Below are 24042 nucleotides of genomic sequence, written 5' to 3'. Positions count from 1 at the left end.
TACGCGGGCAGCCGTGCATATAACGAGTTGCACCGGAATTCCGACTGGAGGCGCACCGTGGCATCTGTCGGCTTGGCGTGGCAAGGGGCCGCCAACTTCAGTGACATCGAGATCGATCACAGATATCGATTGCTGGTCGAAGCCGTCAGTGATTAAGCGATTTTCATGCTCGACGCCAGCGGACATGTGACGAGTTGGAACCTCGGCGCCCAAAGAATCAAGGGATTTACCCCCGACGAGATCATCGGCCGACATTTCTCGGTCTTCTATTCGAAGGAAGACCTGGTTGCTGGAAAACCGGAGCAGTTGCTGCGCACCGCGGCAACCACGGGACGCGCACAGGACGAGGGGTGGCGCATTCGAAAGGATGGCAGCCAGTTTTGGGCCGACGTTACCATCACCGCCGTGCACAAGGACGACGGGACACTTCTGGGCTACGCCAAGATCACGCAGGACCTCACTGCCCGGCGCAGGCTATCGGATTTGGAAGGCTCCGCTTCCACCGCGGCATTAGTGCAACACGCCAGGGAGAACGAGCAAAAGCGAATCGCCCGGGAACTCCATGACGACCTGAGTCAGCAAATCGTTGCCATGCAAATGACGCTATCGCTGCTCAAGGCCGACATGTCATCGGCTAGTACCAACCGCGCCGGCGCCGCTCATGCCGAAACGCTCGACGAGATCAACCATCGGCTTGAAAACATGGCTTCCGCCGTGCGCCGGATCGCGGCGAATCTGCGTCCCGCCCTCCTCGACGATCTCGGTCTGGATGCGGCAATCGAGTGGATCGCGCAGGAGGTGGAGCATCACCACGGTCTACGGGTGCAATGCCAAATCGACGAGACGATCGGAACGGTGGACGAGCGGGCCGCCATCACCCTTTACCGGGTCGCGCAGGAAGCCCTGACCAATACCGTGAAACATGCGCACGCGGGCCACGTGGTTGTAGACCTTTCCACGAATGCCCAAGGCTACCAGCTCAGAATCCAGGATGACGGTGTAGGCTTCGCGCCGGAAGTGGCGCCGAGGCAAGACGCGTTCGGTTTGCTCGGAATGCGAGAACGTATTCTGCAACGCGGCGGCAGCCTCCAGATCGACAGCCACCCTGGCGCGGGGGTCTGCATCGTCGCCAGCCTGCCATTCTCCGCTCCGGAGGAAGCCGTACCGGCACGCTAGGTTTCAGTCGTGTTGACCTCCGTGGGAGGTACCGCCACGGCGGGCACAGGTGGTCCACCCGAACACGCGGTAGAGCGGACAAAAGCCGATGAGTCCCGTCAGTAGCGGGACAAGGCCAACCCAACCCCACGGGCCAATGATTCCACCCAGGGCGAATACGACCAGCGCGATGCCAACCGCCAGGCGCAGGGCGCGATCCACGTTGCCTTCGTTTCGTTCCATGACGTCTCCGTGACCACTACACAATCTTCACACCAGACGTGGCGCGAAGCTCGATCTTGAAAAGATGACTTACAGCGCCGCGCGTCAGATCGATTCGGCGCAATCGCCGTTGCGGAGAAAGGCAAGCAAGATGCCGTGGCGACATGCCTTTGCCTGCCCGATCGCGCCCGTCGATGCACGCCTACTTGCTCTGTCCTTCCGAATACGGATCGAACTTCCCGGATCTCGCCACGTCATCCGGTTGCGGGCGCTCGTCAGGGAATTTCTTCGCGCCGGAAGACGTCGTCTTCTCACGTACGCCGTCAGTGTAGGGATCGAACTTCCCGGAGCGTTGTGTCGATGACTTCTTGGCTTCCTTTGACGGTGCTGCCTTGCCCGTTGCCGCGTGTGCCCCGCCATAAAGATCCCCACCATCGGTGTAGTTCTTCTGCGCATGCACGGCGGATACGGCCAGCGAACCCATGACCACAGCAGCCATCGCACTCAGTGCAAGCTTTCGTTTCATCGCAACTCCTTCACAAGAAAGTCTGTTCCTGCATTCAGCGTAGGAAACCTGACTGCCGGGACCTTGACGCATATCAAGCGAGGAGAATCCGAGAAACCTAGCCTTGAGTTGGGAAGACTTGCATCCCAATGATCCCAACTACCGGTCACGCGCCATGAACGACATTGCTGTGCTTTTCTACTCTCGTAGCGGTACCACGCGACTGGCTGCCCAAATGCTCGCCGATCGTCTGGACTGCCCCCTATTTGAAGTCGAGGACACAGTCAGTCGCGCTGGCTTCCGGGGTGACCTCCGATGCGTCATCGACAACCTTCTGCGTCGGCACGTGCCCTATCGCTACGCCGGCCCACCCTTGTCCGAGTACGCAAACCTGGTCTTTATGGCGCCCGTCTGGGTCGGTCATCTCGCCGCACCAATGCGCAGCTTCCTGAGGGATCAGCGCCCGTTCAGGCGTGGCGTGGCGGCCGCCGCCGTCATGGCCGCGCGCGGCGGGTTCCGCGCTGCCGAGGAGATTGCCGAGGCACTGGGTCGTACTCCGCACCCCGTGATGGTGTTGTTGCAGCGTGATGTCATCAGCGGCGACGCACGCCCCGACATCGACGCGTTTGCAACGGCGCTGATTTCCCAGCCGACAACCGATCCCGGCGCCTCTCCGCGCCCCGCATGGCTGTCGCCGAACGAAGCCTAGCCTGCATGCCAGCGCGGGCGGGCCGGCAGTACTGAGCAAGCTGCTGCCTTCCCGTCGCCGATGGGCTGATTTGTGCCACGTCAAGGGCCAGATGCCAGGGTCTTCTAGATTGCAGCATGCAGGGCCATCCTTCGATGGCCAGCATGACCGAGGCAGGAGGATGGAATGAAAACTGACATGGAACTCAAGCAGCTTATCGATGAGGAGCTCGACTGGGATCCCCGCGTAGCTGCCGCCGGTATCGGTGTCGAAGTGCACCAGGGAGTCGTGACCCTCTCCGGCCACGTTGGTACGTACTCGGAAAAGATTGCTGCGGAAACCGCCGCCGAGCGCATAAGCGGTGTCAAAGGTGTTGTGGTCAAACTTGAGGTGACGCCGAAGTCGACGCTGGGCGACGAAGCTGTCGCGCTGGCCGCGCGTAATGCGTTGCAATGGTATGTGCATGTGCCGGCCGACAATCTGCACGTGGAAATCGAAAAGGGCTGGATTACGCTCCGTGGCACCGTCCAATGGGGCTTTCAGCGCCGTGCGGCGGAAAACGCGGTCAGCCATATCCGCGGCGTGGTTGGTGTATCGAACCTGATCCGTGTCGTGCCGAAGATCGTGCCCGAGGCAATTGAAGGAAAGATCGAATCCGCGCTTCGGCGTCATGCGGAACGTGAAGCCCATCACATCTCCATCAAGGCAAACGCCGGCGTCGTCACGCTGGAAGGAACCGTCGACTCGCTGGCCGAGCGCCGAGCCGCCGCCGGCGCCGCATGGTCCGCACCGGGCGTTTCCGATGTCGTCAACAATCTCCGCATACGATAGCCGACAGCCGACATGGCTTACGTCAATACCCCCCTCGAAGACCGAATGCGCGCGTGTGCCTGCCTATTCTGGTTTGAGTCCTATCTTGGCGCGCCCGAGTTTCCCGCTTCCGATGGATTGATTCCATTGGATCCGATGCTGCGTCAGCGATACATCGACCATCAGGATCGCTGCCACAGCCGGTGGCTCCAGCACGCGCGCAGCCTTGGGGGAAACGTCAAGGCATTCGAGGCCGCCTGCATCGCCGTGCGCGCGTCGTGGTTCGGCCAGTGCGACATACTGATGCGGATTCGCGGATTGGCAAGCGCCATCTCCGAGCCACAGCAGACGGAACACCCTGCTGGGCCGCCACGGGCTACAGCCCGGTCATGAGTCGATCAACATCGATACCACACGAGATTCTCCGCCAGCGACACCAGTCACGCCACTAGCGTGACTGGTGCAAGAACTGGTCTGGCGCGGTCCAGATAGATCGGTCTCATTTGCAGCAGCAAACCGACGGTCATCGCGAGGCTTCCGCTATCGCCTCGCCGGGAGCAATCTCATGCGTGCGCGGCTCCTCCCTGACCAGAAGCACCGGCACGGCGGAGGCTCGCGCCAATGATTCGGCAACGCTCCCTAGAAATACGCGCTTCAGTCCGTGACGCCCGTGGGTGCCCACCACCACTACGTCGGCGTGGGATGTGTTGATCTGCTCCAGGATCTGCCCGGCGACATCACCCAGACAGATGATGTTATCGATCAATGTCGTCGTGCACTTTACGCCGGCCTGCTCGGCCGCCCCTGCAGCGTCGCGCAAGAGATTCTTACCGTACTCCAACAGTTCCGGAATGATATCCGCCCGGATACCGTAACCGCTGTCGTACTGCAAGAACGAATAGTCAATTACGTGCACGACTTCCAGTTGCGCGCGGCATGCCGCCGCGAGCCGGATCGCCTCAGTCAGCGCACGCATGGCGCAGGCGCCGCCGTCAACAGCGACAAGAACATGGTGATACATCGACCGTCTCCCAATCCATTCGCCCGACAAGCTTTCCATCAGATGCAGCGCGTCCTAGGTGGTGCCGCACCATCGCTGGCAACGGCATCAACGAAGGTGATGGAGGTTTGCGTCGAATTCCGCTGATGTCTGCGTGCAATAGCGGCGCATGCCCGGCAGACCACGGGCTTGTAAAGCAGTGCCCGGCAGGCCCGGATGTTGGCGGGCTACGTCCTCGGCGACACTCAGCGCCAATACCTGTGGAGCACATCTTGCTGCTCCTTCGTCAGCACCGCCTCCATGCGCTTGTGTGCATCGACTGTCGAGTCATACATTTGGCTGCGCAGCTTGCCGATGGTCTTGTAGGCGTCGTCGATGGCGGCCTCGTCCGGCTTTTGCGCGCCGTAGAGGTCGCGCAGCCGCGCCTGCTGGTCCATCATGGCGCCGACGGTAGTCCAATGCGCCTTGCGCGTGTCGTCGGCGATGCGATTGATCTTCGCGCGTTGTTCGTCAGACAGGTTCATGCCCGGAATGCGCGCCCAGTGCTGCGCACCCATGCCCATCCCGTGGCCCTCACCATAGCCCCCCATCATGCCTGGACCCATCCCTCCCCCCATCATGCCGGGGCCCATACCTCCCCCCATCATGCCGGGCCCCATGCCGTAACGGCCATACATCCCGTAGCCGGGCCCACGCGTGCAGTCGTTCGTGCCGCGCGCTGCGGGAGCAGGCGGCGCCGCCATCGCCACGATGGCAACCGACGTGAGACACAGGCCAACGGCCTGGCGGATGGCGAACTTCGATGTGTAATGCTTGGACATGGCGTCTCCTAGCTTTGGCAATTGCGTTCACCGACTGGCCGCCCGGCGCCGGCGCCCACATAAGGCAGCCCCGCTTCGATGGGCAAGGTCATGTCCCTCGACCACTCGTTCCATGATCCAAGGTAGAGGCGTACGTCCTGTATGCCGGCCTCTTCCAGAGCGACGAAGGTGTTCGACGCACGAGCGCCCTTGAAGCAGAACACGACAACGGGCGTATCGCGGCGAATTCCCACCGTGGCGCATTCGGCCAGGATTTCCTCGGCCGCCTTGAACCGCTGCCCCGTGGCAGACGGCTTCATCATGCGGTACCACTCGATCCAGACGGAATGCGGGATGCGGCCCTTGCGGGGACAGAAGTCCTTGCCGTACGGCGAGGAACTCGCGCCGATCCACTCATCGACATCACGCACGTCGAGCTTCACGATGCGCGGGTCGTCGACAATGCGCTTCATTTCCGCCAGATCCACCAGCAGGCCGGTGTCGTCGTCCGTGGTGGGAAAGGTCGCGCAGGCAGGTGTGAAAACCTCGGTCGTACTCGGCAGGCCGGCCGCACTCCACGCAGCCACCATGCAGGACCTTGATCTTGTCGCGCGGATAACCGAGGTATCGGAGCAGGACGTATCCCCGGCACGATTGACCGAACCCCGTGGCCGTCGCTTGCTCATAGACGACCGCTGTTTCATTGCCTGACAAGCCCGCCTTGCCAAAGGCCGCCGCAAAGGTAGCGCGCAGCGCCCTGAGACCCTCGGGTGTGGTGGTTGCAAGATAGGTGAATATCTCGTGGATGTTCACCGCGCCGGGCAAATGCGCCTCTGCGTAGTGGGCCGCATCTCTCGTATCGATCAGCACGACCGCTTCCGAACGGATTGCTTCGTCCAGTTCGGCGGGCGATATGAGTACGCTGTCACGCATGTTGGTCCCTGTTCAGGTGTGGGGTCGCGACTCGCGGACGGCCGGCATCGTCGTGGCCAGTGCGATGTAGGACTGGCTTGACGGCCAGTGCTTTGCGTAACGACCTGTCAGTTCCGATTCTGGGATAGCAGGCGGACCTGGGGTTGATTTTTGTCAACCCACGTTCGACCTACGTTAGGCCTATGATCAGCACGCTCAAGCGCGCGCCACACGCGATTTCGCCTGTTCGATAAGTTCGAACACCATCATCCCCGCCAGCATGGCCAGGACGAAACCGGCGGCCTTCGGATATCCCGCGCCCAACGCCACCAATGCGGGCCCCGGGCAGAAGCCCGCCAGCCCCCAGCCGATGCCGAAGGTGGCACTGCCGAGGATCAGGCGCCATGTGATCGACGTGCTGGAGGGCCACTGCATCGGCAGTCCGAGCCACGAACGTGCACGGCGCCGGGCGACCAGAAATCCGAGTGCGGCCAGCGAGATCGCACCGATCATGACAAAAGCGAGCGAAGGGTCCCACACGCCGGCAAGGTCCAGGAAGCCCAGGACCTTGGCAGGGTTCGCCATGCCCGACACCATCAGGCCGAGCCCAAATACCAGCCCAGCTACCCACGCAGTGATCACGCCCATCTCAGGCTCCCAGCAAATGACGTTGTACGAAGACGGTCAGGAAGCCGGCTGCCATGAAGGTGAGCGTGCCTGCAATCGACCGTACTGAACCGCGCGAGATTCCGCACACGCCATGCCCGCTGGTACATCCGCTTGCGTATCGCGTGCCGATGCCCACGAGCAAGCCAGCCACCAGTACTTGGGGCCAGCCAGCCTCGATGCTGGCAACCGCAGGATGACCCGCCAGGCGGCCCAGCACCGGTGCGGCGAGCAGCCCCGCAAGGAAGGCAACGCGCCACGCCATGTCACGGCGAGGCACGCCCAGCAATCCGCCCAGGATGCCGCTGATGCCGGCAATGCGGCCGTTGAAGAGAATCAGCACGGCCGCCGCCAAGCCGATAAGAAGCCCGCCGCCGAGCGACAGCGATGGGGTGAAGTGATCAAGATCCAACGTCATGGGTTTTCCGATTCGATATTTCCTCCTGAACCGCGGCACATCGAGAGGCGCGAGCGGTTCCGGCAAGCGCAATCGGCTCGTGTCGACGACGGCCGGCCCAGGCCGCCAAGAATTTGCGGCAGCGTCGAGTTACCGCTGCCCGATGTGCCCGGCACGACCACGAACCGGCTTTACTGCCCGGCATCAGGCATGCCAGGTCATCGGCCGCGCGCGGCTTCACCCTTCACCAGAATGACAGGGCACGGCGCATGAGCGATGACACGGCCCGCCACGGAGCCGACGACGGCATCGAAGAATGCGCCCCGGCCGTGAGTACCCATCACAATCGCCGACGCATCGACGGAGCGTGCAAATTCGACGATGCGTTCTGGCGCGAATCCGGTCAGCGCGTGCTGCTCGAACGACACGCCGCCGAGGTTCAGGATCTCGGCGGCCGAGCGCAATGTCCGGCTGCTTTCGTCCGCGTGCCATGCCGCCAGGTCGGTGGCGCTGATGTATGACTTCACCTCGCCCGACACGGCCGGCATGCAATGGACCAGATGGACGATTAATGGTCCCTTCAGCAATTTTCCGGCGGCCACAAAGTGCGCCGCCGCATCGCTGTACGTTGACCCATCAGCGGCAAGTACGATGGATTGCATCACAGGCTCCTTGAATCGAGGACGGCAACAAACGCTTATGCGCCGCACAGCACTGGGCAGGGCGCTAACGCGACACGGCGATTCCTTAACCGGTGAATCCGCCCCATGCTGACAAGGTAGGCGACGAATCCTCCCGGCATTTGGGTTGGATCAAGGAAACCGCCTGTGTCCTTCGTAGGGTCCGGGGTAGCGGCGTGGTTGCGATCATCGGATCATCGGCGCGCCGGAATGGATGCGCCCGAGACCAGTTTCAATGGACAGCGGGGTCGTCCTTCATCCCGACCAAAGAATGCCGGCGAAGGATGCCTTGTTCGTCGAAAACCAGTACCAGGCTGTACTTGGCGGTCCATGCGGCTTCCCTTCGCCGCATCGGGATATAACCCTGGTTGTTGCGGTCGAGTTGATAGGTCATGACGCGGCCACCTTCCCACACCGCGCTGGGCTCGGCCAGTTTCATGTACACGTCCTCCCGGGTCGTGACGCCGTCCTGCAGGAATGTCAGAAGCTGTGGATCCCCTGGCGGATAGCTCGCGCATGCGGTGAGGATCGCCAACAGGATGACAATGGCACGGCGACCGGCCCAAATCGTTTTCATCGTCAATCACCTCTTTTCAAGACGCCCGGCACGGCACGGACACCGTGCGGCATCGCCGCAATTCTCGTGGCGTTCAAAGTCCCGTCGACACCTGCGGCTACATACCAAATCGAAAATGTCCGCTGTGCAGCAAAATGCTGTGAGCCCCGGTCATCTCGAACAGGCCACGGGCCATCGTCTCGATGGCGCCCTTGTGCTTCTGATAGGCCACGAACAGGTCTTCCGGCCGACACGATCGCGCACCGAAGTGGTCCTCCAGGGCTTCGGCGGTAATGCCATAGCACGCCGGCGCGCCATCGACGCGCGCCTGACACTGAAGGCTGGGGCCTGCCGAGCAGTAGGTCGGCAACATGCCTGAAAACTCGATTGCGCTCATGATGTGTTCGACGATACGTCGCCGTACCTGGAGATGTCACCGTCCCTAAATTAGGCGCTGGCGCGATCGCTGATTTGATTCACCGCAAGGGCGTATGCATCGCGCCACGTCGCGCGTGGGTTGCGCGCCGCCTGTCTGGTGGCGAGCGATATCGACGCCATAATTCGCATCGTTGGCGACAACCCGCCCTGCCCCTTGATCATTGCACGGCAATCGCCTTGCGCTGTGTCAACGGCCACCGCCCATGCGGACATAAAGTGAAATCCAACGCGGCAACGCAATCACACGGCGGAATCGATCATGAGCTTCCTCGGCAATCCTCGCTCCTGGGTCAATGTCATGATCCTTGCCGCCTTCACCGCATCGGCCGGCGCCCAAGCGTCTGCAAGCACGCCCAAGGCCACCTTGCAGCAGGGCGCCACCAGCATTCCGTACCTGTCGGGCGGCATCGGCGCCGACGATGTGGCCCGCATGCGCTCGCTCGCGCCGCAGTTCAACGTGCACCTGCGGTTCCAGGACCGGTCGGATGGCGCGTCGCTTGCGGACGTCAAGGTGCTGCTGCTCAATGCGCGACACGAACGCGTCCTGCGCGTGGTGAGCGAGGGGCCGCTGTTGTATATGCGGGTGCCGCCCGGCCAATACTATCTGGCGGCGGTGTACCAGGGCATCATCCAGGAACGCGCGCTGATCGTTGGCCGAAAGCCAATAGACCTGACCATCTCATTCACGATGAATAGCGAGGAAGCCACCTGGCAGTACTGCAAGCGCCAGGCCGACCTGTGCGAAGGCATCGCCCCTTAAGTGCGCCGCACATCGAAGACGGCGAGACGGCGCATACGGCGAACGAGTTGCGGGCGCGCAATCGGCGCCAAACGCTGGCAGGGCCAGCCGCATGCGCGGCAGCCTCAGCTCAGATGCGGAGCATGAACCGGCGGCCTTCAGACAAGCAGGCCGCCGGCTTCGGTGAAGCGATTAGTGGCGTCGACTGCCCGCCAATGTCGAAATCGCGCCGATAGCGGCGGACAGCACGGCCACCGTGCCGATGCATTGCCAGGGGTGCTCATGCACATAGGCGTCGGTGGCCTCCGTGAACTGGCGCGTACGCTGGCGCGCGCCTTCGCGCAGCACGCCCATGCGCTGGCGAAAGTCTTCCACGCGTCTTTTCATATCGGCATGGGCCACGGCCGAGCGGCCAGAGGCGTCGCTGGCAACGTCGCGCAACAGGGCTTGCGCATCGGCAACCAGAACGTTGAGATCATTGATCAGGGCATCCCGGTAGGCGGGAAGCGTGGCGTGCACGTCGTCGTTCATCTGGCGTCTCCTTTGGGTCATGCATGGTTTGTTTGGCAATGTACTAAGCGTAGGCAACAAGGGTGACCCAGGCTTGGGATAGATCAAGGAACAACGCGTTCGGCATCGCTCCGTGATGGGCCACTGCGCGGGTGTCATGGATCGCCCCGGGCTGCGATGCTAGACGATGAAATCAGACATGGCACTGCTAAGGCCGGTCAGCGATGAACCGGAATGGGGCCCGCTGTCATCGCGCGCGCGATCGGCGAGTCTCCAACGCCGGGGCACCCGTCTACATGTTGGGAAGCCTGGGGTGGGGCATGGCGAGGCCAGTCACTTGGCATCGTCGATGCCGCCATAATTGATCGTTATCAATCAGCTATGGGTTTTCGCGCACTAACGATTTCACAATGGCTATCTTCACTAGGCAAAAGACGAGACACACACAGTTGCCGCTGCCAAGGGGAGACATGCCATGTTGAGTGCCCATGAAATCGCCGCGTTGATGGTGCTGGGATCGCTGGGGTCGTGCCGCGATATCGATCCGCGCGATCTGGCCGCGCTTGCCACCCGCCACTTGATCGACATGGCCAACGCACCAGCCGCGTCTCCCGCGGTGCGCCTTACCCCGTCCGGCTACCAGGTGCTGGGCGCCGTTCACCGCGCCTCGCGGGCGCGGTCGTTGCAGCGGATCGCGTAGCCATTGCGGCGTCGACGAATGCCCGCGCGAGTCAGGCAATCCCGACAGCCGCGCCTGGAAACCTGACGCGCCACATAACGAGCAGCCGCAACCGAGTTCATCGACTCTCATTCATTGCATGTCTTCCCCTGCCGAACGGATCTGGATGCGTTTTTGCGGCGTGGCTTCCTTCTTGGGCAGCACCAGCCGCAGAACGCCGTCGGCGTAGGTGGCATCCACCTTCGATTCGTCGATGTCGGCGTCCAGCGTGAAAGCACGACGCATGGCACCGCTGTAGCGCTCGTGGCGGATCACGCGTTCGCCGTCGCGCTGTTCGGTCGAGCGCTCGACCCTGGCGGCAATCATGACCGTGCCGCGATCGACGTTGATATCAATGTCCTCGCGTTTCACACCGGGCAGCTCGGCGGTTACCGTATAGCTGCCGTCCGACTCGGTCACATCGACCTTGAACACCATGCCGCCGTCGGCCGTGCCGCGGAATGCGCGCAGCATGCCCTGCATCATGTCGCTGATCGGCTCGATGGAAAGTGGGTCGTAATGTCTGAGGCTGGTCATCGTGGACTCCTTCATTCAACTGCCGGCAAATCCGGCTGTCTTCAGCATGGCAGCCCATGACGACCGGCCCTTGCGTTGCGTCAAGCGCTGGGGCGCCCGTTTTTCAGACCAGTAGTTGATGAGACAACACAGTCGCGTCGCGTCCGCAAAAAATGTTCGGTGCCGATCGCAGCCTACGGCGCGGACGATAAGTGCCGCCTGACGCATACATGCACCAGTCATGTGCAGTACATGTGAGCGGATGGGCGCCCGCATCCCGTGCGCCAGTCGCGCGGGCGTTACGCATCTTCTATATTCTGATCAGCAGACCGCTGCCGTCTTAGGAAAAGAAAAATCACGCCCTTCGGCATTAAGCGTCCCTTAAGAGTGGCCCGACATGACCCAAGACACGCCCCTTCGCAGCGATGCGACGCACCTGCCCGCCCAGATCTCGGGCAACGAGGCGTGTCTGGCAGCCATCGTGCGGACTTCAATGGAAGCGATCATCTCGATCAACGAACAGCAGCAGATCGTGCTGTTCAACCCAATGGCCGAGGCGCTGTTCGGGATTGCCGCGCTGGATGCCATCGGCAAGACCCTCGACCTCCTGCTGCCTGAGCGTTTTCGCTCCGCGCACACCCAGCACGTGCGCCGGTTCGGCGTGACCGGAGTCTCGGATCGGCAGATGGGGCTGCAGCGTACGCTCTATGCGCTGCGCCGCGACGGCAGCGAATTTCCCATCGAGGCTTCCATCTCGCAGACGAACGACGGCCACGGGCGCAAGCTATTCACCGTCATGCTGCGCGACATCACCGAGCGTGTGCGCGCGGAGACCGCGCTGCGGCGCTCGCGCGAGGAACTGCAGGCGCTTTCCGATAGCATTCTGGCAAGCCGCGAGGAAGAAAAGCGCCGCGTCGCCCGCGAACTGCATGACGACATCGGGCAACGCCTGAGCGCGCTGAAAATGGACCTTGCCATGCTGGAGGGCGACCTGCGCGAAGCCGGCACGGCGTCGCATTGCCTGAGCCGCGCGGCGGCCATGCATGGCGGCATCGATGCCGCCATCGCCGCGGTCCGGCAGATCTCCGCGGACCTGCGCCCGGCTCTGCTCGACGAACTGGGGCTGGCGGCGGCGCTGGACTGGCTGGCCAAGGATTTCAGCCGCCGCTGCGGCCTGACGATCGACCTGCGCGCCCCCGATCATCTTGACGTAAGCGAACAGGAGGCGACGGCGGTTTTCCGCATCGTGCAGGAGGCACTGAACAACGTCGTGCACCATGCCCAGGCCAATCGCGTGTGGATCGCCCTGGACCAACACGGCGACGAACACGTGCTGCGCGTGCGCGACAACGGAAATGGCTGGGACGGCACGCTACGCGACCGCACGCGCCGTTCTTTCGGACTGCTCGGCATTCGCGAGCGAACCCGGCTGCTGGGCGGAACGCTGGCGCTGACGCACGCGCCGGGGCAAGGTTTCGAGCTATGCCTGCGCTTTCCCATACGTGCCACTGTGGCGGAGTGAGACGATGATACGAGTGGTCATTGCCGACGATCATGCCGTGGTGCGCAACGGCTTGCGCCATATTTTGGAGCGCGAGGACGACGTGGAAGTGGTCGGCGAAGCGGCCAAGGGCTCCGAAGTGCCGCAGGTGTTGCGCGAGACCACACCCGATGTGATCCTGCTGGACCTGTCGATGCCCGGGCGCAGCGGCCTGGAACTGGTGCGGCATGTCCGCACCGAGTATCCGGCCAGCCGGGTTCTGGTGCTGACCATGCATGCCGAGGAGCAGTACGTGGTACGGGCATTCCGGGCTGGCGCGGCCGGATATCTGACCAAGGACAGCGCCGCCAATGACCTCATCGCGGCCCTGCGCAAGGTGGCCTCGGGCGGCACCTATGTCAGCCCCGAGATGGCGGAAAAGCTGGCGCTTGGCGTGCAGGAGCAAATCGATGCGCCGCATGCCAGCCTATCCGACCGCGAGTTGGAGGTGTACCGGCGCATCGTCAACGGCGAATCGCTGACCGAAATCGCCGAAGCCCTGTGCGTCAGCTCGAAGACCGTCAGCACCTACAAAATGCGGCTACTGGAAAAGCTCCAGCTTCGCAGCGACGCCGCCCTGGTGCGCTACGCCATCGAGGCGAACCTGTTTCCCGGCGAATCGCCGCTCTAATATCTTTCATCCCACCTGCCTGCGACGGCCGGCCGCCACACTGCTGGCCTCCGCGCGAATCAGCAGCACGGGCTTGCTGGTCTGCGCCACCACGCCTTCAGACACGCTGCCCATGATGACCCGCCGCATGCCGCGACGCCCATGCGTGCCCATGACGATCAAGTCGGCCGGCCAGGTGTCCGCGCGCTCGACGATGGTCTCCGAAATGTTGCCGCGGCCAAGCGGACGCTCCACGAGCTCCTTGATGCAGGTGACCCCGGCTTCAGAGCACCGCTCGGCGGCGAGGTCCAGTGCCCGTTCGCCGCCCTGTACAAGCTGGCTCACCACCATAGCGGTGTCCGCCATGCCCGCCGTATCGAAAAATTCGCTGTCGTCCACCACATACAGCAGCTTGATATCGGCATGGAACGCCCGAGCCATGCCGATGGCCTGCGTCATCGCCAGGTCGGCGGAATCGCCGCCATCCACCGCCACCAGAATTCTCTCGTACATGATCGGGCTCCGCCTGCGTCATCGTGCTTCGAGACTAGGCTGCTCCAGCCCATCGCACTTGATCTGCCGCAATGCCTTTGATTGATCGAGTCAGTCCGCTATTGATTGATTTTTCGCAACGGCTTCTTCAAGTCATGGCATAGATTTGACGCGTGCCCAATGTCGTGGCACTGGCAAGGGGGCAGATGGACATCTCAGCTATCGTGGTCCACGTCGATGCGTCAAGGTACGCCACGGCCCGGCTTTCCCACGCGGTCGCCCTGGCTTGTGCGTTGCCGGCAACGCTTGTGGGCCTGCTGCCGCAACGCGGCCTGGCTCCCGACGCGGCGCTCTTCGCCGATTGCGAGTCCAGCCGCCTGGCCTTCGAGGCCGCGACGGCAGGCGCCCCCATCGCCGTGGACTGGCGCGTGGGAGAAGGCACGCCACTTGAAGCCATGCAATGCGAAGGCCGCCTGGCTGACCTGATCATCGTCAGCCAGCCGTGCGCTGGCGACGGCCATTGCCCGGTTGACACGCGACAGTTTGTGGAAGGCACCATCCTGGAGGCCGGACCACCGGTCCTGGTCATTCCGCTGACGCACGACGCCGCGCCCACGCAGGCGTGGCCCTATGCGCGCGTAATGGTGGCGTGGAGCGGCACGCGCGAATCGGCGCGTGCGTTGCGCGACGCGCTGCCGATCCTGCGCCGCGCGCAGCATGTCGCGCTGGCTTGCTGCATTCCCTTCTCCCGACACCGCCACACCGATATGGCGCCGGCCAGCTACGCGCTGACGTGGCTGGCGCGCCGGGGCATCCGCGCCTGCCTGTTCGGACTTACGGGCGACGCGCATCCGTCACTGGGCAAGGCTTTGCTGGCCACCGCCCGGACGGCGCGCACCGACTTGCTGGTTTGCGGCGCGCAGGCGCGCGACGAAACGGTCGGAAAGCTGGCCGGCAAGCTGGGAGACATTCCCTGCACCGTGCTCGATGAATCTCCGATCCCGGCGCTGTTCGCACGCTAACGATGCGCATGCCGACGCCGCCCGCGCCTATCGGAACCCCGGGGTGCGGGCGGCTTCGCCAACTTGGCGTGACGCGTCTCAGTGCGCCAGCAGCACGGGAATCGTCATCGAACTCAGGATGGTCTTGGTGACGCCGCCCAGCACCAGTTCGCGGAAGCGTCCGTGCCCGTACGCGCCCATGACCAGCAGGTCGGCTTGCACATCGGCGGCGCGCGACAATATCAGGTCGCCGATGGCGGCGTCGTTCGCGCCGGGTTCGAACTCCGTGCGGACATCGGCGCCCACGTCGCGCAGCACACGGCACGCGATATCCAACGGTGCCGCATCTGCGCGCGGTGCGTGGTGGACCGGATTGGCATGCAGCAGGTGCACGGTGCTACCTAACAGCAGCGGCAATGCATCGTGCAGGGCGCGCGCGCATTCCTTGCCGCCATCCCACGCCACCAGCGCGCGGCGCCCCACGGTCAGCGCCGGCCCGGCATAGGGCACCACCAGCACGGGCCGACCGGATTCCAATATGAGCGATTCGAGAAACTGCGGCGCCACCACGCTCTCGGGTTCGCTGGCATCGATTTGCCCGGCCACCAGCAGCCCGGCCTCCTTTACCTCCCTGAGCGTCCGGCGTACCGGGTCGCCATCCACGCTGCGCCATTCCGCCGACGCCGATTCGCTCCATACCGCCGACTCGAATCGTTGTTGCAGCGTTTTATGCTGGCGTTCGCGTCGGGCGCGATCCTGCTCCAGGACGGCCGCCGCGTGATCCACGCGATAAAACGACTGTGGATCGGTGGCGAACGTGGCACATACGCCTACCAGGCGGCAACGCTGGGCGGTGGCGATTCGCACGGCCAGCTTCGCGCGGATCAGCGCGCGCGGGCTGGCGTCCACATGCACGAAGATGCTTGGATAGGCGAGCATGGCTTGATCTCCTGGCCTGGCGGCGCGGCCGCCTAGTGCGAAATGAGCAATGGCACCGGCGTGTTGCGCAGCAACGTGCGGGTCGTGCCGCCGGTCATCAGCTCGCCAATTCTTGAATGCCCGTAGCCGCCGGCCACCAGCAGGTCGGCTGATACCTGCAGCACCTTCTGCAGCAGGCAACCCGCCACCGATGACGACTCTTCCACCGCCAGCGACGCTTGGACACCATGCGTGCCAAGCCAGCGCAGCAGCTCGCCGTCGCCATGCTGCCAAAGCCCCTTGCCGCCCATCACCACCAGCAGGATTACTCGATTCGCGCGCTGGAGCAGCGGCAGCGCATCGCAAACCGCGCGAGCCGCCTCGCGCCTGCCGTTCCACGCCACCAGCGCGGTATCGATCTTCGACAGCCGCGCCTGGGGCGGCACCACCAGCATCGGCCGGCCCGCGTTGATCAGTGCATATTCGGCCGCCGACGCCATCAGCACGGGCAGTTCACTGGGCGCCCCCGGCAGGCCGGGCAGGATGATGTCGCTGGCCATGCCGTGCGTGGCCAGCGCCCAACCAGCATCCTGTTCCGCCAGCACGTGCGAATAGTCGGTCGGCGTACCGTGACGCGCACAGGCATCGGACAGCGCCTGCGTACCCGCTTGCTCCACGCCGCGCAACATATCGGCGTGCATGGCCTGATAGCGCATCGTCTCCGCGCCCACGCTGCGATACGGATCGAGCATCGGTCCGGTCGCGCTGAGTCCGATCACGCGCCCATTGGAGTCCGCTGCCAGCGCAAATGCCGCATCCAGCCGCGCCTGCCTTGCCCCGTCGTCGGTCAGATCGACCAGCACTGTCTTGTAAGCCATCGCTATGTCCTCTCGCGTCGTTGAACCGACTACAGTCAAAGGTAATCAGTGCGGGAGTGCGACACTTGCGCCAGATCAAGTCAGTGCGCGTGGCGCGTGCAACCATCGACTCAACTGCCCGCGCGTTACGCGGGCGAGTCCGACAAGGAATGCCAGATGGACGCCAGCATGCAGGCCATGATCTTCGACGGTCACACGCTTGGCGCGCAGCGCGTGCCCGTGCCCACGCCGGGCGCCGGCCAGGTGCGCATCCGCGTACTTGCCTGCGGGGTATGCCGCACGGACCTGCATGTGATTGACGGGGACCTTCCACATCCGAAGCCGGCGCTGATCCCGGGGGCACGAGATCGTGGGTTGCGTCGAGAAGCTGGGCGAAGGCGTGGCCGGCGTGGCCCTCGGTGACCGGGTGGGCGTGCCGTGGCTAGGCCATACCTGCGGCGTCTGCCGCTTCTGCATCAGCGGGCGCGAAAACCTGTGCGACGCGCCGCTGTTCCACGGCTATACCTGCGATGGCGGCTACGCGGAATACGTGCTGGCCGACGCGCGTTACTGCTTCCCGATTCCCGACGCCTACGATGACGCGCACGCCGCGCCGTTGCTGTGCGCCGGCCTGATTGGTTATCGCACGCTACGCATGGCGGGCGACGCGCAGCGGCTGGGCATCTACGGCTTTGGCGCGGCCGCGCACATTGTCACGCAGATCGCCGTGGCGCAGGGCCGCACGATCTATGCGATGACAAGGCCCGGCGACACGGCGGCGCAGGCACTGGCCACGCAAGTGGGCGCGGCGTGGGCGGGCAGCAGCCTGGAACCGCCGCCAACTGTGCTGGATGCGGCACTGATCTTCGCGTCGGACGGCGCACTGGTGCCGGCCGCGCTGGGTGCCACGGACAAGGGTGGCGTCGTCGTATGTGGCGGCATCCACATGAGCGATATTCCGTCGTTCCCGTATCGGCAGCTTTGGGAAGAGCGGCACATCGTGTCCGTTGCCAATCTCACGCGCGAGGATGGCGTGGGGCTCATGCAGGTGGCCGCCAGCCTGCCGATCCAGGTACACACCACGGTCTATCCGCTGCGCGATGCCGGCAAGGCACTCGACGACATGCGCGCGGGACGGCTTGCCGGTGCCGCCGTCCTGCGCATCTGAGCGCTGAACGCGCGATGGCGCACGCCTTGCGCCACGGCAACGCTACTGCGGCAGCACCTGGATATCGTCCACCACCTTCATCACGCCCGGCGCGATCCACGCGGCGTTGAACGCCGCCTGCCGTTCGGCCAGCGACGTCACATGGCCCGACAGCGTGACCACGCCATCCTTGACGATGACCTTCACATGCCGCGCATCGCGCGCCGCCTGGCGCCGCATGGCATCCTCGATGCGCTGCTGCACGTCGGGCGCGCTGGTCCGGGGGCGCAGCACGATCTGGTTCACGATGCCGCGCACGCCGTTGAGGCGGCGCACCGTATCGGCCGCGGCACGACGCTGGTAGTCCCAGTCCACTTCACCCGAGAGCGTCACCATGCCGCGCTCCACTACCACGCCGAGCTGGCCGGCGGGCACCACCGAATTCCACGTCAGTGCGTTTTCCACGGCCCAGGCGATATCGGCGTCGGTCCGCACGGCGTCACCCGGCAGCACCACTTCCAGTTCCACGGCAATTGCGCGCACGCCCGCCACGCGCCGCGCGGCCCGCTCGGCGCAACGCTTGGCATGGAATGACCGTAGACTCCCGGTGAGCGTGACGATGCCGTCCCTCACCTGCACGCCGACCTCTCGCTCGTCGACTTCCGGGTCCCAGGCAAGCTCGTCAAGCACGTCCTGCTTCAGTTGAATATCGCCTTTCATCTCCCCCCCTTATGCCTGTCCGCGTATTGCCTCTCAATGACTCTAGGCGTAATACGATGCGCGGCTTTGCGTTGGCGCAAGGCCGCGCCGGGCGAACGCGGATTCGGCGGGCAAGCGCGTGTCAGGTTTTCCTGACACGCGCTCAGCACAATCTGACCCACCTCTCAGCCACGGCTGATTTCGGCCGGACCAGCCGTGGCCAATACTCCAGGCAAATCGGGAGACACCGAATACCGACGCCGACATACAGCCAGCGCTTCGACCAGCAAAGGGGATGACATGCTGCACCAGATAATACAGTTGCGCACGGCCGTGCCAATGCCCTACCCAGAAGCCTACGCGCCACCAGCGCAGGTCATGGCCCTGACACCCAGATGCGCCCATTGCAGCCTGCGGCCGCTCTGCCTGGCGGCGGGACTCGATGACGACGACCTGCCCAGGCTCGAATCGGTCATCGGACAGTGGCGCATGGTGCATCGCGGCGACTACCTGTTCCGTGTGGGCGACAGATTCCAGTGCCTCTATACGCTGCGCACGGGATCGTTCAAGACGGTGGCGGGCCATGAGGAAGGTGTCGAGCACGTTACGGCCTACCTGTTACCGGGCGATATGCTGGGGCTGGGTGCCATCTCAGGCGAGCACTACGATTGCGATGCCGTTGCACTGGAAGACAGCACCGTGTGCGTGATCCCGTTTCCGCCGCTTGAACTGCTTTGCCGCGACATGCGCGGCGTGCAGCGCCAGTTGCACAAGCTGCTGAGCCAGGAGATCGTGCGTGAATCCCGCCAGACCACGCTGCTGTCTGGCATGCCTTCGGAGCGTCGGGTCGCTGCCTTCCTGCTCAACGTCTCGCGGCGCCTGCGCGCCAGGGGCTACGCGGCGCATGCGTTCACGCTACGGATGACGCGCGAGGAAATCGGCAGCTACCTCGGCATCAAGCTGGAAACGGTCAGCCGCACGTTCTCGCGCTTCCAACGCGAAGGACTGATCCGCGTGGACGGCAAGCAAATTGAAATCTTCGATCTGGACGCGCTGGCACAGGTCTGAGCGTCGCGCGGTGCAGACAACCCACGCGGGCACGCCGCGCTGTGCGTGGCGACGCGTACCGGCAAGGCGTGCTCGAACTGCAGAAATCGCTCATCCCCGACGTAGGCCTCCGATCTTCTTGACCAGGATCAGATGTTTTCCGTGCTCGCTTCTATATTGAACCAGGGCTTACACGCACGCATCGACACCATCGATATCGGCGTGTCCGGTGGCAAGAATAGGAGACGAACATGAGAGTGCCGACCCTGTCGAGGGTTGCGCCGCAATGGATGCTTCGGCGCTGGCCCGGCATGCTCCACACGGATGCGCCGGCAGCGGACGCGTCGCCCGAGCCGGATTGCGCCGCCCCGACGGATGCCGACGACCTGTTCAGGCGCGTCTGCAACTGCGACCTGCGCGCCTACACGCAACGCACCGACAAGGGCTACAGCCAGGGCTTCGTGCTCGTGCGCGACTACGCGCCGCCCGGTCCGGTGCAGCGCATACTGCCCGCCGGCGTGCCGCAGCCGCACAGCGCCCTGGCGCTTGGCCTCGCGCGGGCCAAGCTCGAAGAACTGAGCGCGCTCGTGGCGCAGCACCAGCTTCGGATGGGCCAGGACGAGCATTCCATATAAGTTCAAATCCGCGATTTCCCTTTCGCAACCTTATCGCGTCATGTTGTCGCCCTACTCCAGCGAATACTTCTGGCGGTACTCGGGCATCGTCACCTGCCACTTCAGCTCGTGTTCGATGCGCTGGCGTAACGCGTCACTGGCCGCCGGCTCGCCATGCACGACGAACGTCTGACGCGGCGCGCGCTCGAATCCCTTCAGCCAGGTCATCAATTCGTCGGTATCGGCGTGGGCCGACAGGTTCTCGATCTGCGTCACTTCGGCGCGGATGTCGATGTCCTTGCCATGCAGCCGGATTTGCCTGGCGCCACTGTACAGGCGGGCGCCGCGCGTGCCGGGCGCCTGGAATCCAGACAGCAGGATGGTGTTGCGCGGGTCCGGGCCGAACGCTTCCAGGTGGTGCACCACACGGCCACCGGTGGCCATCCCGCTTCCTGCCAGGATGATCTTCGGACTGCGGTCCGCGTTCAGGCGGACAGATGCCTCGGTGCTGGTGACGGGGCGCGCCATATCGCAAGCGCCTGCGCAGCTGGCCTCGTCGATGCGCAGCTCGGACACATGACGGGCAAAGATCGTCGTTGCCGCGATAGCCATAGGGCTGTTCAGGTAGATCGGTACGTCCGGCAGCCGACGCAGTTGCCTGAGTCGGTACAGGCAATAGAGCAATGACTGCGCGCGGCCCACGGCGAAGGTCGGAATCACGAGCGTGCCGCCCCTGTCGATCGTACGGCTGACGATATCGCCCAGCGCGTCGATGGGATCGACGTCGGGATGGCGCCGGTCGCCGTATGTGGATTCCACGAACAGCCAGTCGGCATGCTTCAGGAAGGCGGGCGCGCGCATCACCGGATCGTTCAGGCGCCCAAGATCGCCGGAGAACACCAGGCGCTGCCCATCCACGTGCAAGGTGACACTGGCCGCGCCGATGATATGACCGGCGTGACTGAACTCGGCATCGATGCCCGCGCCCACCGGCACGCGCGTGTCGAATCGCACCGCCTCCAGGCGATGCACCGCGCGCTCGGCATCGGCGCGCGTATAGAGCGGCATCGCCGGATCGTGACGCGAGAACCCTTTTCGGTTTGCATACGTCGCGTCCTCCTCGGCCAGCGCCGCGCAGTCTGGCAGCAGCACACCGCACAATTGCGCGGTCCCCAGCGTGCAGTACACGCGTCCCCGGAATCCGTTGCGGATCAGCAGAGGCAGGTATCCACTGTGATCGATGTGCGCGTGGGTCAGCACTACCGCATGCAAGCTGGCGGGATCGACCGGGAGAACATCCCAGTTGCGCAGACGCAGGGCTTTGTATCCCTGAAACAGGCCGCAATCCACCATCACGCGGACGCGTCCCGTGTCCACGACGTACTTGGAACCGGTCACCGTGTCGGTGGCGCCCAGACATTGCACTTTCATCGATATCCCCTTGTCCATGCCGCGCCATCGCGAACCGGATGCCTTGCGATCAGCACCGCGGGCAACTGTGTTTTTCAGGATGGATCGCATGCCGGGCGGCAGCTTGATTTTCATCAACCTCCGGGCGCTTCTCGCGCAAAATGCCTGGGCGATGCACCCGCTGCGGCGATGGCTGTCATCCATGCCCTACAGACAGCTCAGCGCATCCTGATTTCATTGACGGCGCCCGGCGTCCATACTGGGATGACCGTTGATGCTCCCCTTCTCCCCCGCCATGCTGGTATTCAAGCCGCTCGGTATCGACACGTGGCAGGAGCACGTGATCTACCTTCATCCCGACTGTCCGGTGTGCGGGGCCGAAGGATTTTCGGCGCAGGCACGCGTGCAAGTGCGAATTGGTGCGCGCACGCTAATCGCCACGCTGAACCTGGTGGGCGCCCCGCTGCTGCATACCCACCAGGCCAGTCTCTCGGCGAGCGCTGCGGCGGAGCTGGGCGCGCGTGAGGGCGACGCCATCGAGATTACGCACGCGCCGGCCCTGGAGTCGCTGCGCGCGGTCCGCGCGAAGATTCATGGCCTGGCCATCGACGACGCACAACTGGCCGGCATCGTCGAGGACATTGCTGGCGAGCGCTACACGGAAATGCAGATCGCGGCCTTCCTGGCGGCCTGCGCGGGCGGCAGGATGAACGAGCAGGAGGTCATCGGTCTGACCCGCGCGATGATCGGCACGGGGAAGCAATTGCACTGGGGCTGCAAGGTGGTGGCTGACAAGCATTGCGTGGGCGGCCTGCCCGGCAATCGCACCACGCCGATCATCGTGGCAATCGCCGCCGCCGCCGGGCTGACGATTCCCAAGACCTCGTCACGCGCGATCACGTCGCCAGCGGGCACGGCAGACACAATGGAAACGCTGACGCGCGTGACAATGGACGTGCACGAACTGCGGCGCGTAGTGGAACGCACGGGCGGCGCGCTGGCGTGGGGCGGCGCTCTGAACCTGAGCCCGGCCGACGACGTGATGATTCGCGTGGAGCGCGCACTCGATATCGACAGCGACGCCCAGTTGATTGCGTCGATCCTGTCGAAGAAGGTGGCTGCCGGGGCCACGCACGTGCTGATCGATGTCCCGGTAGGCCCCACGGCCAAGGTGCGTTCCGAAGCCGACCTGCTGCGCCTGGGATCTTTCATGCAATGCGTGGCGGCGGCGTTCGGGCTGCAAGTGATGATGGTGCATACCGACGGCGCCCAGCCCATTGGTCGTGGCATTGGTCCGGCGCTGGAGGCCCACGACGTGTTGGCCGTGTTGCGACGCGAAGCCCACGCGCCCACCGACCTGCGGTGCCGCGCGCTGCTGCTGTCTGGCTTGCTGCTGGAGTTCTGCGGGGCGGCCACGGTGGGCGAAGGCCAGGCCAAAGCCGAGCAGATCCTTGACACTGGCGCGGCTTGGACCAGGTTCCAGTCCATTTGCGAGGCGCAGGGCGGGCTGACGGTGCCGGGCGAGGCGCTGTTCCGGCGCGACGTACTGGCGCCAAACAGCGGCACCGTCACCACCATCGACAACCGGCGCCTGGCGCGCACCGCCAAGCTGGCGGGCGCGCCGCGCCACCAGGTGGCCGGCATCGCAATGCGCGCTCGGCTGGGCGACACCGTGTCGGAGGGCGATCCCCTGTTCACCATCCATGCGCAGGCGTCGGGCGAACTCGACTACGCACTCGCCTATGCGCTCGCCAATCCCACCTTCGGCGTGAATCCAACCTGACTACGCGCCACGCGGCTTACAGGTGGGCTAGGAGTGGAGTTGACCCTGTGATTCAGGACACTCAAACACCGTTAAGTTGATGATGTGGCAGCTCGCCGGAACTCGCGAGGCGAACGATATCTCAACGCTTTGTGTGGATGCCGCTCATTGTATTGCTCGAATGCGACCGTTAACTGAGAGAGCGCTGTTGGCACGTCGGGCCTGTTCATGAACGCAATGTAATCGCGTTTCATGGTCTTGACGAAGGATTCGGCCATGCCGTTGCTTTGCGGAGAACGCACGGGGGTGGTCAGTGGCTCCAGTCCCAGCTCCCGCGCGAAGGCGCGGGTACGATGGTCGATGTACGCCGACCCGTTGTCCGACAGCCATTCGATGGTGCGCTCGGTCTGCACAGCGCCAAAGCGCTGTTCGACGGCGGCCAGCATCACATCTCGCACAATATCGCCACTGTGCCCGCCGGTGGTTGCAGCCCAACTGATGGCTTCCCGGTCATGGCAATCCAGCGCAAAGGTTACGCGTAGCGGCGAGCCGTCGTCGCAACGGAATTCGAAGCCGTCTGAACACCAGCGAACATTGCTACGGTCAACAGCGACGCGGCCGTCATGGCGACGT

Annotated in this window: 30 protein-coding genes and 2 pseudogenes; 13 read left to right on the top strand and 19 right to left on the bottom strand. The window is 64.1% G+C overall.

What is annotated here, in order from left to right:
- Positions 1-165: 165 nt before the first annotated feature.
- Positions 166-1176, top strand: coding sequence for a PAS domain-containing sensor histidine kinase (locus AC3FLX_RS31610; RefSeq protein WP_488701265.1), 1011 nt, complete (start codon positions 166-168; stop codon positions 1174-1176).
- 3 nt (positions 1177-1179) lie between these two features.
- Here the strand turns inward: AC3FLX_RS31610 and AC3FLX_RS31605 are convergent, their stop codons facing one another.
- Together AC3FLX_RS31605 and AC3FLX_RS31600 are read right to left on the bottom strand one after the other, a co-directional pair.
- Entirely contained in the window at positions 1180-1398 is a 219-nt protein-coding gene (locus tag AC3FLX_RS31605; protein ID WP_488701263.1) for a YgaP family membrane protein, read from the bottom strand.
- Positions 1399-1579: 181 nt separating this feature from the next.
- On the bottom strand, positions 1580-1903 hold the full coding sequence (locus AC3FLX_RS31600) for a hypothetical protein (protein WP_488701262.1): 324 nt from the start codon (positions 1901-1903) through the stop codon (positions 1580-1582).
- 154 nt (positions 1904-2057) lie between these two features.
- On the opposite strand from AC3FLX_RS31600, the gene AC3FLX_RS31595 reads away from it, so the two are divergent.
- The 3 genes from AC3FLX_RS31595 (at position 2058) to AC3FLX_RS31585 (ending at position 3773) form a co-directional block, all read left to right on the top strand.
- Entirely contained in the window at positions 2058-2591 is a 534-nt protein-coding gene (locus tag AC3FLX_RS31595; protein WP_488701260.1) for a flavodoxin family protein, read from the top strand.
- Between the two features lie 165 nt (positions 2592-2756).
- Positions 2757-3401 carry a BON domain-containing protein gene (locus tag AC3FLX_RS31590; RefSeq protein WP_488701259.1) on the top strand — a complete coding sequence of 215 codons (645 nt, stop codon included), beginning with the start codon at positions 2757-2759 and terminating at the stop codon, positions 3399-3401.
- A gap of 12 nt (positions 3402-3413) precedes the next feature.
- Complete coding sequence (locus tag AC3FLX_RS31585) at positions 3414-3773, top strand: hypothetical protein (protein ID WP_488701258.1); 360 nt, start codon at positions 3414-3416, stop codon at positions 3771-3773.
- A gap of 130 nt (positions 3774-3903) precedes the next feature.
- Here the strand turns inward: AC3FLX_RS31585 and AC3FLX_RS31580 are convergent, their stop codons facing one another.
- The 8 genes and pseudogenes from AC3FLX_RS31580 to AC3FLX_RS31545 all read right to left on the bottom strand — a co-directional run bounded on the left by AC3FLX_RS31580 (position 3904) and on the right by AC3FLX_RS31545 (position 8788).
- Positions 3904-4401 (bottom strand): universal stress protein, encoded by a 498-nt coding sequence (locus AC3FLX_RS31580; RefSeq protein WP_488701257.1) that lies wholly within the window; start codon positions 4399-4401, stop codon positions 3904-3906.
- 224 nt (positions 4402-4625) lie between these two features.
- Positions 4626-5201 (bottom strand): Spy/CpxP family protein refolding chaperone, encoded by a 576-nt coding sequence (locus AC3FLX_RS31575; RefSeq protein ID WP_488701256.1) that lies wholly within the window; start codon positions 5199-5201, stop codon positions 4626-4628.
- An 8-nt stretch (positions 5202-5209) separates the two neighbouring features.
- Positions 5210-6113: pseudogene (locus tag AC3FLX_RS31570) on the bottom strand (sulfurtransferase).
- Between the two features lie 195 nt (positions 6114-6308).
- A complete protein-coding gene (locus AC3FLX_RS31565; protein WP_488701255.1) occupies positions 6309-6740 on the bottom strand; it encodes a DUF6691 family protein in 432 nt (143 codons plus the stop codon).
- Position 6741: 1 nt separating this feature from the next.
- Positions 6742-7176 (bottom strand): YeeE/YedE family protein, encoded by a 435-nt coding sequence (locus tag AC3FLX_RS31560; protein ID WP_488701254.1) that lies wholly within the window; start codon positions 7174-7176, stop codon positions 6742-6744.
- Positions 7177-7373: 197 nt separating this feature from the next.
- Positions 7374-7817: a universal stress protein gene (locus tag AC3FLX_RS31555; RefSeq protein ID WP_488701253.1), complete on the bottom strand. Its 444-nt coding sequence runs from the start codon at positions 7815-7817 to the stop codon at positions 7374-7376.
- A 250-nt stretch (positions 7818-8067) separates the two neighbouring features.
- Positions 8068-8412, bottom strand: coding sequence for a hypothetical protein (locus tag AC3FLX_RS31550; protein ID WP_488701252.1), 345 nt, complete (start codon positions 8410-8412; stop codon positions 8068-8070).
- A 97-nt stretch (positions 8413-8509) separates the two neighbouring features.
- Positions 8510-8788, bottom strand: coding sequence for a DUF1488 family protein (locus tag AC3FLX_RS31545; protein ID WP_488701251.1), 279 nt, complete (start codon positions 8786-8788; stop codon positions 8510-8512).
- 300 nt (positions 8789-9088) lie between these two features.
- On the opposite strand from AC3FLX_RS31545, the gene AC3FLX_RS31540 reads away from it, so the two are divergent.
- The gene (locus AC3FLX_RS31540; protein ID WP_488701250.1) at positions 9089-9589 is read left to right on the top strand and encodes a hypothetical protein; all 501 of its coding nucleotides are present in this window, start codon (positions 9089-9091) and stop codon (positions 9587-9589) included.
- Positions 9590-9760: 171 nt separating this feature from the next.
- Here AC3FLX_RS31540 and AC3FLX_RS31535 read toward each other — a convergent pair whose 3' ends face one another.
- The gene (locus AC3FLX_RS31535; protein WP_488701249.1) at positions 9761-10099 is read right to left on the bottom strand and encodes an ElaB/YgaM/YqjD family protein; all 339 of its coding nucleotides are present in this window, start codon (positions 10097-10099) and stop codon (positions 9761-9763) included.
- 454 nt (positions 10100-10553) lie between these two features.
- On the opposite strand from AC3FLX_RS31535, the gene AC3FLX_RS31530 reads away from it, so the two are divergent.
- Positions 10554-10778, top strand: a complete 225-nt coding sequence (locus AC3FLX_RS31530) for a hypothetical protein (RefSeq protein WP_488701248.1) — start codon at positions 10554-10556, stop codon at positions 10776-10778.
- A 111-nt stretch (positions 10779-10889) separates the two neighbouring features.
- Here AC3FLX_RS31530 and AC3FLX_RS31525 read toward each other — a convergent pair whose 3' ends face one another.
- Positions 10890-11333: an Hsp20/alpha crystallin family protein gene (locus AC3FLX_RS31525; protein WP_488701247.1), complete on the bottom strand. Its 444-nt coding sequence runs from the start codon at positions 11331-11333 to the stop codon at positions 10890-10892.
- A gap of 376 nt (positions 11334-11709) precedes the next feature.
- On the opposite strand from AC3FLX_RS31525, the gene AC3FLX_RS31520 reads away from it, so the two are divergent.
- Positions 11710-12834: a PAS domain-containing sensor histidine kinase gene (locus tag AC3FLX_RS31520; RefSeq protein ID WP_488701246.1), complete on the top strand. Its 1125-nt coding sequence runs from the start codon at positions 11710-11712 to the stop codon at positions 12832-12834.
- A gap of 4 nt (positions 12835-12838) precedes the next feature.
- The gene (locus tag AC3FLX_RS31515; RefSeq protein WP_488701245.1) at positions 12839-13483 is read left to right on the top strand and encodes a response regulator; all 645 of its coding nucleotides are present in this window, start codon (positions 12839-12841) and stop codon (positions 13481-13483) included.
- Between the two features lie 6 nt (positions 13484-13489).
- On the opposite strand, the gene AC3FLX_RS31510 is transcribed toward AC3FLX_RS31515, so the two are convergent.
- Positions 13490-13975: a universal stress protein gene (locus tag AC3FLX_RS31510; protein WP_488701244.1), complete on the bottom strand. Its 486-nt coding sequence runs from the start codon at positions 13973-13975 to the stop codon at positions 13490-13492.
- Positions 13976-14160: 185 nt separating this feature from the next.
- Here AC3FLX_RS31510 and AC3FLX_RS31505 point away from each other — a divergent pair, with 185 nt between their 5' ends.
- A complete protein-coding gene (locus AC3FLX_RS31505; protein WP_488701243.1) occupies positions 14161-14976 on the top strand; it encodes an adenine nucleotide alpha hydrolase family protein in 816 nt (271 codons plus the stop codon).
- A gap of 78 nt (positions 14977-15054) precedes the next feature.
- Here AC3FLX_RS31505 and AC3FLX_RS31500 read toward each other — a convergent pair whose 3' ends face one another.
- The 3 genes from AC3FLX_RS31500 to AC3FLX_RS31490 form a co-directional block, all read right to left on the bottom strand.
- Entirely contained in the window at positions 15055-15894 is an 840-nt protein-coding gene (locus tag AC3FLX_RS31500) for a universal stress protein (RefSeq protein WP_092602793.1), read from the bottom strand.
- A gap of 32 nt (positions 15895-15926) precedes the next feature.
- A complete protein-coding gene (locus AC3FLX_RS31495) occupies positions 15927-16751 on the bottom strand; it encodes a universal stress protein (protein ID WP_488701242.1) in 825 nt (274 codons plus the stop codon).
- Positions 16752-16826: 75 nt separating this feature from the next.
- On the bottom strand, positions 16827-17066 hold the full coding sequence (locus tag AC3FLX_RS31490; RefSeq protein ID WP_488701280.1) for a hypothetical protein: 240 nt from the start codon (positions 17064-17066) through the stop codon (positions 16827-16829).
- Between AC3FLX_RS31490 and AC3FLX_RS31485 the strand changes: the two are divergent.
- A pseudogene (locus tag AC3FLX_RS31485) lies at positions 16965-17898 on the top strand (zinc-dependent alcohol dehydrogenase family protein). The gene AC3FLX_RS31490 and the pseudogene AC3FLX_RS31485 sit on opposite strands and share 102 nt — an antisense overlap.
- Before the next feature lie 42 nt (positions 17899-17940).
- Here AC3FLX_RS31485 and AC3FLX_RS31480 read toward each other — a convergent pair.
- On the bottom strand, positions 17941-18597 hold the full coding sequence (locus tag AC3FLX_RS31480; protein WP_488701241.1) for a BON domain-containing protein: 657 nt from the start codon (positions 18595-18597) through the stop codon (positions 17941-17943).
- Positions 18598-18876: 279 nt separating this feature from the next.
- Here AC3FLX_RS31480 and AC3FLX_RS31475 point away from each other — a divergent pair, with 279 nt between their 5' ends.
- Both AC3FLX_RS31475 and AC3FLX_RS31470 read left to right on the top strand, forming a co-directional pair.
- The gene (locus AC3FLX_RS31475; protein ID WP_488701240.1) at positions 18877-19644 is read left to right on the top strand and encodes a helix-turn-helix domain-containing protein; all 768 of its coding nucleotides are present in this window, start codon (positions 18877-18879) and stop codon (positions 19642-19644) included.
- 230 nt (positions 19645-19874) lie between these two features.
- On the top strand, positions 19875-20258 hold the full coding sequence (locus AC3FLX_RS31470) for a hypothetical protein (RefSeq protein WP_488701239.1): 384 nt from the start codon (positions 19875-19877) through the stop codon (positions 20256-20258).
- A gap of 51 nt (positions 20259-20309) precedes the next feature.
- On the opposite strand, the gene AC3FLX_RS31465 is transcribed toward AC3FLX_RS31470, so the two are convergent.
- Positions 20310-21668, bottom strand: a complete 1359-nt coding sequence (locus tag AC3FLX_RS31465; protein ID WP_488701238.1) for an MBL fold metallo-hydrolase RNA specificity domain-containing protein — start codon at positions 21666-21668, stop codon at positions 20310-20312.
- Between the two features lie 253 nt (positions 21669-21921).
- On the opposite strand from AC3FLX_RS31465, the gene AC3FLX_RS31460 reads away from it, so the two are divergent.
- The gene (locus tag AC3FLX_RS31460) at positions 21922-23430 is read left to right on the top strand and encodes a thymidine phosphorylase family protein (RefSeq protein WP_488701237.1); all 1509 of its coding nucleotides are present in this window, start codon (positions 21922-21924) and stop codon (positions 23428-23430) included.
- A gap of 71 nt (positions 23431-23501) precedes the next feature.
- On the opposite strand, the gene AC3FLX_RS31455 is transcribed toward AC3FLX_RS31460, so the two are convergent.
- Positions 23502-24042, bottom strand: a 541-nt coding sequence (locus AC3FLX_RS31455) for a DDE-type integrase/transposase/recombinase (protein WP_488701146.1), incomplete at its 5' end; no start/stop codon positions are given.

Source organism: Cupriavidus sp. 291-E7, from assembly GCF_057798835.1.
The sequence above is the reverse complement of the archived record's forward strand: the minus strand, read 5'-3'. Positions and strand labels throughout refer to the sequence as shown.